We start from the raw sequence: 6,293 nt of genomic DNA, 5'->3' as shown, positions 1-6,293 counted from the left end.
TGCCGATGCCGCGCTCGACCGCTTTGCCGCCGCGGTCGAGCGCGGCATCGGCAAAACGATGGTCTATTACCAAATCCCCGAGGTCAGCGGGCATCTGCACCGCGCGCCCCTGACCCGCGACGTGCTCCTCTCCGGCCCCGCCGACGATTTCCAGCGCCCCGAGCTCGTCCGGCTGATCGACCAGGTCCCTGGCGTCGCGAGCGCGGCCTGGTCCCCGCGCGACGGCGGCGTCCCACTGATTGCCGAAGGCGCCGGGGTGGCCGTGCTGGGCTTCCTTTTTGGCCTGCTCGTCGCCTATCTGGTGGAGCTTCGGCGCCGCTACAACGCGCAATGGGACTGGTGAGAGGGTAAATGGATCTGATCCGCGATTATTGGTGGGTAATCGTCATCGTGGTGGCGCTGGTGCTGGCGTTCATCCTGATGCGGCCGAAGCAACGGGTAACGCTGACCGACAGCGCACCGGTCCGCCCGCACATGCAGCATTCGAAGCCGCGCGAAGGGCGCGGGATCGCAGGTGAGGCAGCGGCAGCCGCGAGCGACGTCACGGGCGACATCTTCCGCGCCCCGGTGCACCGTGCTCTGGAAGGCAAGGTCCCGAGCGACGACCTGTGCCTGCTCAAAGGCGTCGGCCCGAAGTTCGCCGACGCACTGCATGCGGCGGGTTTCTACAATTTCGAGCAGATCGCGGGGCTTTCGGCGAATGAGGTCGAGCGGCTCGATGCGCAGTTCGGCGCCTTCCGCGGCAGGATCGCGCGCGACCGGATCGTCGAGCAGGCCGACTATCTCGCCCGCAACGACATTGACGGCTTCGAGCAGCGGTTCGGCAAGCTGACGAGCTAACGCGACGACTGCACTAGCTCGTCACCCCCGACTTGATCCGGGGTCGGCCTTGCCTTTGAGGCGCAAGAATGCAGGCGGCTCCCGGTTCAAGGCCGGGATGACGATCCAGATTAGCCGACCGCCTCGGTTTCGCTCTGCGCCGGGCGCTTCCTCGGCCGCGAGGCGATGAGCTTGTCGATCTTGCGGCCGTCCATGTCGACAATCTCGAACGACCAGCCGTCGTGGCGGAAGCTCTCGCCGGTTTCTGGAAGGTGCTTGAGCACCGACAAAGCGAAACCGGCGACGGTCGAATAGTCGCGCTCGTGCGGCAAGGCGATCCCGAGGCGGTCGGCGAGGAGGTCGGCGCTTGCCGCGCCCGACACCAGCCAGCTCCCGTCTTCGCGTTCGACCAGCGGCGGCTCCTCGCCCTGTTCGATGTCGTGGGCGAACGTGCCGGCCAGCGCCGCGAGGATGCTGCCCGGCGTGACGATCCCGTCGAGATGGCCATATTCGTCATTGACGAGCGCCAGCGGGACCTCGGCGCTGCGAAGGACGGCGAGGGCGTCCATCGCGTCCATCAGGTCCGGGATCACCAGCGCCTTGCGGCATAATTGCTCGAGGTCGAGCGGGCGGCCTTCGAGGAGCGCGGCGACGACATCCCGGATCTCGATGACGCCGACGATATTTTCTACCGAACCGGCGGCCACCGGGATGCGCGTGTGCGCGGTTTCGAGGATCGCCTGTCGGATCTCTTCCGGGCTCGACGCCACGTCGATCCAGTCGATTTCGGTGCGCGGCGTCATGACTTCGCGGACCGGCCGGTCGGCGAGCCGCACGATACCCGAAATGATCGCGCGCTCGCTTTCCTCGAGCACGCCGGCGGTCCGCGCCTCAGCGACGACGAGGTGGAGCTCCTCGGCCGTGACCTGGTTCCTCGATTCGCGGTCGAGGCCGAGCAGCTTGAAGATGAGCGCGCTCGATCGGTCGAGCAGCCAGACGAAGGGCGCGGTGATCCGGGCGAGGAGTCGCATCGGGCGCGCGACGACGGCCGCGATCGGCTCGGGCGAACGGAGTGCAATCTGCTTCGGCACGATCTCGCCGATCACCAGCGAAACGAAGGTGATGAGGACGACGACGATGCCGTAACCCACGGTATGCGAACTGCCTTCGCTGAGGCCGAGCAGCTGGAGCCGATCGGCGACGGGCTCGCCCAGGCTCGCGCCGGAGTAAGCACCGTTGATGATGCTGATCAACGTGATACCGGTCTGGACCGTCGAAAGGAACCGCCCGGGCTCGGCGGCGAGGTCCAGCGCGCATTTCGCGCCCGCGCTGCCGCTCCGTGCGAGCGCCCTCAGCCGCGCGTCGCGCGACGAGACGATCGCCAGCTCGCTCAGCGCGAGGACGCCGTTAAGGACGACCAGCGCCAGGATGAGCGCGATGTCGAACCAGGGGATGGGGGCTATGTGATCGCTCATGGACGTGAACGGGCGAATGTAGCCTTGCCATGCGGGCGTTCACAAGAAGCTGCTCGATTCGCCATCGCAACCGACCGTGCTACACGCCGGTCTGACTCGCCCGTTGTCGTCAGGAGCCCCAGCAAATGCCACTAAGCCGCAGCCTGAAAGCGATCCTTCTTGGCTGCTCCGTCGCGCTTGTCGCGGGCTGCCAGACAGCGCCGCCGCCGGCCCCGGTGCTCCGGCCCGTCGCGTTCACGCCGCTCGGCCTCAACGCGCCTTACCTTTCCGGCGACCTTATCGGCGGCCGCAAGAGCCGCGCGGCCAAGATGAAGAAGGCCAACGCGAAGGCGCTCACTGCTGCGGCAGCGCCGGCCTACATGGCCGAGCTTAACCGCGAGCTGCGCGTGCAGACGGCGGGGATCGGCCTCGACGTGCTCCAGGTCGGCAGCGCCATCGTCATCCGGATTCCCGCTGCCCTGACCTTCGACAGCGGAAGCGCGAGCGTGAAGCCCGAGTTCGACGCAACCCTGCTCGAAATCGCGCGCGAGGTGAAATCGCGCAAGCAGACCTATGTCGACGTTTTCGGGCACACCGATCTGTCCGGGACCGCGGCGGTCAACCAAGGGTTGTCCGACAAGCGTGCCGCCGCGGTCGCCAGCTATCTCGCCTCGCACGGCGTCGCGAAAGCGCGAATCGCCTCGAAGGGGCTCGGCGAAACCGCGCCCCTCTACAATCCCGAGACGAGCGAACGCGAGATGGCCGCCAACCGCCGCGTCGAGATCCGGCTTCTGCCCTACACCGGCTAACGGCGCTCCGCGAAGAAGGCGCGCAACAGCGCTGCCGCCTCCTCTTCGCCAATGCCGCCGAGTACGTCGGGCCGGTGATGGCAGGTCGGCTGGGTGAAGATGCGCGCGCCGTGAACGACGCCGCCGCCCTTCGGGTCCTCGGCAGCGAAGCGGAGCGCCTTCAGGCGGGCGAGCGCGATCGCCGCCGCGCACATGGCGCAAGGCTCGAGCGTCACCCACAGCGTGCATTCGTCTAGCCGCGACGTGCCAAGCTTCACGGCCGCCGCGCGGATCGCGACCATCTCGGCATGGGCGGTCGGGTCGGACGACCCGCGCATCGCGTTCGCGGTCTCGGCCAGCACTTCTTCCCCTTTCGTGACCACAGCGCCGACCGGGACCTCGCCCGCGTCGGCGGCCTCGCGCGCGAGGGCCAGCGCGCGCCGCATCGGCAAAGGCAAAGGAAAGGTCATTGCGGCGCGGCTAGCCGAGCCGGCCGCGCGAGTCACATCGCGTTGTTGTTTGCGGCCGCAGCCTGGTTCTCGTCGGGCTTTTGCACCTGGAGTGTCGGCATCTGCACGGTCTTTTCCTGTGCTCCGACCTTCACCGAGCCGGTCTGAACGTCGAAAGCCGGTGTCTGCCCGCCCTTCGCCGTGACCCCGTTGCCAGTGGCCGAGACCTGCGGCGCCTTGGCCCCGTGGATCTGATCGATGTCGAGGAAGCCGGTGGCGAGCGCGGCGAGAATGACCAGCACCGCGACGATCAGGATGAAAAGAAGGATGCGCATCTGTTGCCCCAAGTCGATTGTTCGACGATGCTACCCAACGCAGATATTGCTGTTCGGTTGCCGGCTTGAGCAGCCGGCGGCGTTGACGAAGCGCACCCAAGCGTCTAACGGGCGGCCCTCTTCGAGCCCTTGCGGCTCGTCCAGAAAAATCAGGATAGATCACATGTCGCGGGTTTGCGAGCTGACCGGCAAGGGCCGGCAGGTGGGACACAATGTTTCCCACGCCAACAACAAGACGAAGCGCACGTTCCTCCCGAACCTGCAGAACGTCACGCTCATCTCGGATGCGCTCGGGCAGAGCGTCAAGCTGCGCGTGTCGACGCACGGGCTTCGCTCCGTCGAGCATGTCGGCGGCCTCGACAACTGGCTGCTCAAAACCAGCGACGACAAGCTGTCGCCCAAGGTCCGCAAGCTCAAGCGCGAGATCGCCAAGAAAAGCGCCGAAGCGGCTGCCGCGTAATTGCACTCTCCCCCTACCGCTTGCGGGAGGGGAAGAGCGGCGAAAGGGTTCCCCCGAAAGTAATACTTTCGTGGGGTCCCGATGCGGCGAAGGGGTGGCCAGTTTTCCAGGCTACTCTTGGCTCGACTCCCCCACCCCTCCACAGCGGGAGGAGGATAACCTCCTGAATCCTCATTGTTTTCCCTGAACGGGGGCTGCACTCCCCATTCAGCATCAATTTTCCCCGAATCGGGCATAAGCTGTTCATTCGGCGGGGTTTTCCCCTTTTCCCTGCCGAGTCCGGAAACGGACAAGCGTTCCCTCGCGTCGCGTAACGAGGGGGGCCCGGTGCGCGTATTTGCGCCGGGCCCATCATTCTTCAGGGGGTCTCAAACAATCTCGCCAATTGGTCGACCATCGCGCCGGCGAGCTGCTCGGCGTCCATGATCGTCACCGCGCGCTCGTAATAGCGCGTCACGTCGTGGCCGATTCCGATCGCGATCAGCTCCACGCTCGAGCGTTTCTCGATCCAATCGATGACTTGCCGCAGGTGCCGCTCGAGATAGGTGCCGCCGTTGGCGCTTGCCGTGGAATCGTCGACAGGCGCGCCGTCGGAAATCACCATCAGGATGCGCCGCTCCTCGGGCCGGGCGATCAGCCGGTTGTTTGCCCAGAGCAACGCCTCGCCATCGATATTCTCCTTGAGCAGTCCCTCGCGCATCATCAGGCCGAGGTTGCGCCGTGCGCGCCGGTAAGGTTCGTCGGCGCGCTTGTAGACGATGTGCCTCAAGTCGTTGAGGCGGCCCGGGTTCGACGGGCGCCCCGCGCTGAGCCACGCCTCGCGGCTCTGGCCGCCCTTCCAGCCGCGCGTCGTGAAGCCGAGGATCTCGGACTGGACACCGCAGCGTTCCAGCGTGCGCGCGAGGATGTCGGCGCAGATCGCGGCGATAGCGATCGGCCGCCCGCGCATCGAGCCAGAATTGTCGATCAGCAGCGAGACGATCGTGTCGCGGAATTCGGTCTCGCGCTCGACCTTGAACGAGAGCGCGTGACGCGGGTTGACGATCACCCGCGCGAGCCGAGCCGCATCGAGCAGCCCCTCCTCCTGGTCGAAGTCCCAGCTCCGCGCCTGCTGGGCAAGCAGGCGCCGCTGGAGCCGGTTGGCGAGCCGCGTAACCACGTTCGAAAGCCCGCCCATCTGCTGGTCGAGATAGGCGCGGAGGCGGGACAGCTCGTCCTCGTCGCACAGTTCAATCGCCTCGACGATCTCGTCGAAGCGGGTGGTGAACGCCTTGTAATCGGTCGGGGGCGACTGCTCCCAATTGCGCCGCCCGGGTGCCGCGAACATGCTTTCGCTGAGTTCGTCGCCGGGAGCTGACTCCTGGTCGCCCGCTTCCATTTCCTGCGTCGAATCGCCGTCGGCGTTCTGGTCCTCGGACTCTTCGCCGCGCATCTCGGTATCGCCGCCGCCGGGTTGGCCCTCGTCGCCCTGCTCATCGGAATCGTCGTCTCCGCCATCCTCTCCCTCTTCGTCGTCCCCGCTCTCGTCCGGCTCTTCCTCGACCGGCTCCTGGGCAGCGGCGAGGTCGAGGTCCTCGAGCAGCCGCCGCGACAGCTTCGCGAATGCGACCTGGTCGTCGAGCGTCAGTGCCAGTGCATCGAGCTCGGCCGCGGCCTTCTCCTCGATCCAGTCGGCGACCAGCTTGAGACCTTCCATCGCTGCGGCCGGGGGCGCGTCGCCGATCAGCCGCTCGCGCGCGATCAAACCGACCGCCGTCGACAGCGGCACTTCCTCGGCATCGCGGGCGCGGACGATGGCATCGTTGCGGACGCGCGCTTCGGCAAGGTGCCGGAGATTTTCGCGGACGCCGCTCATTGCCCGAGCGCCGAGCGCCTCGACCCGGGCCGTCTCCAGCGCGTCGAACACCGCGCGCGCGTCGATGTCCATCGGCGCATTGCGCGCGTGGATCCGCGGATCGTGATGACGCAGGCGAAGCGCTGCCGAGTCG

At 66.8% G+C, this 6,293-nt stretch carries 8 protein-coding genes; 4 read left to right on the top strand and 4 right to left on the bottom strand.

Annotation, left to right across the window (positions count from 1 at the left end; all coding sequences use genetic code 11):
- Both GH737_RS15370 and GH737_RS12300 read left to right on the top strand, forming a co-directional pair.
- Positions 1–343: hypothetical protein (locus GH737_RS15370; protein WP_196233149.1), on the top strand; the 343-nt coding region annotated here is incomplete at its 5' end.
- An 8-nt stretch (positions 344–351) separates the two neighbouring features.
- Complete coding sequence (locus GH737_RS12300) at positions 352–840, top strand: hypothetical protein (protein WP_155265101.1); 489 nt, start codon at positions 352–354, stop codon at positions 838–840.
- Positions 841–950: 110 nt separating this feature from the next.
- On the opposite strand, the gene GH737_RS12295 is transcribed toward GH737_RS12300, so the two are convergent.
- Positions 951–2,294 (bottom strand): hemolysin family protein, encoded by a 1,344-nt coding sequence (locus GH737_RS12295; RefSeq protein ID WP_155265100.1) that lies wholly within the window; start codon positions 2,292–2,294, stop codon positions 951–953.
- A 125-nt stretch (positions 2,295–2,419) separates the two neighbouring features.
- Between GH737_RS12295 and GH737_RS12290 the strand changes: the two genes are divergently transcribed.
- On the top strand, positions 2,420–3,082 hold the full coding sequence (locus GH737_RS12290) for an OmpA family protein (RefSeq protein WP_155265099.1): 663 nt from the start codon (positions 2,420–2,422) through the stop codon (positions 3,080–3,082).
- Here GH737_RS12290 and GH737_RS12285 read toward each other — a convergent pair.
- Both GH737_RS12285 and GH737_RS12280 read right to left on the bottom strand, forming a co-directional pair.
- Positions 3,079–3,531, bottom strand: coding sequence for a nucleoside deaminase (locus tag GH737_RS12285; RefSeq protein ID WP_155265098.1), 453 nt, complete (start codon positions 3,529–3,531; stop codon positions 3,079–3,081). The genes GH737_RS12290 and GH737_RS12285 overlap by 4 nt on opposite strands.
- A gap of 32 nt (positions 3,532–3,563) precedes the next feature.
- A complete protein-coding gene (locus GH737_RS12280; RefSeq protein ID WP_155265097.1) occupies positions 3,564–3,845 on the bottom strand; it encodes a hypothetical protein in 282 nt (93 codons plus the stop codon).
- Positions 3,846–4,008: 163 nt separating this feature from the next.
- On the opposite strand from GH737_RS12280, the gene rpmB reads away from it, so the two are divergent.
- A complete protein-coding gene (gene rpmB, locus GH737_RS12275; RefSeq protein WP_155265096.1) occupies positions 4,009–4,305 on the top strand; it encodes a 50S ribosomal protein L28 in 297 nt (98 codons plus the stop codon).
- Positions 4,306–4,663: 358 nt separating this feature from the next.
- Here the strand turns inward: rpmB and cobT are convergent.
- On the bottom strand, positions 4,664–6,293 hold a 1,630-nt coding region (gene cobT / locus GH737_RS12270; RefSeq protein ID WP_155265095.1), incomplete at its 5' end, for a cobaltochelatase subunit CobT.

Origin of the sequence: Sphingomonas segetis (assembly GCF_009720245.1) — a bacterium.
In the GTDB taxonomy this organism is placed as follows: domain Bacteria; phylum Pseudomonadota; class Alphaproteobacteria; order Sphingomonadales; family Sphingomonadaceae; genus Sphingomicrobium; species Sphingomicrobium segetis.
Note: the sequence above shows the minus strand (reverse complement) of the source record. Positions and strands in the feature narration are given on the sequence as shown.

Bases quoted from the DNA above. Each gene is read 5' to 3' on its own strand.
- GH737_RS12300 (WP_155265101.1), top strand. From the start codon at position 352: ATGGATCTGATCCGCGATTATTGGTGGGTAATCGTCATCGTGGTGGCG.
- GH737_RS12295 (WP_155265100.1), bottom strand. From the start codon at position 2,294: ATGAGCGATCACATAGCCCCCATCCCCTGGTTCGACATCGCGCTCATC.
- GH737_RS12290 (WP_155265099.1), top strand. From the start codon at position 2,420: ATGCCACTAAGCCGCAGCCTGAAAGCGATCCTTCTTGGCTGCTCCGTC.
- GH737_RS12285 (WP_155265098.1), bottom strand. From the start codon at position 3,531: ATGACCTTTCCTTTGCCTTTGCCGATGCGGCGCGCGCTGGCCCTCGCG.
- GH737_RS12280 (WP_155265097.1), bottom strand. From the start codon at position 3,845: ATGCGCATCCTTCTTTTCATCCTGATCGTCGCGGTGCTGGTCATTCTC.
- rpmB (WP_155265096.1), top strand. From the start codon at position 4,009: ATGTCGCGGGTTTGCGAGCTGACCGGCAAGGGCCGGCAGGTGGGACAC.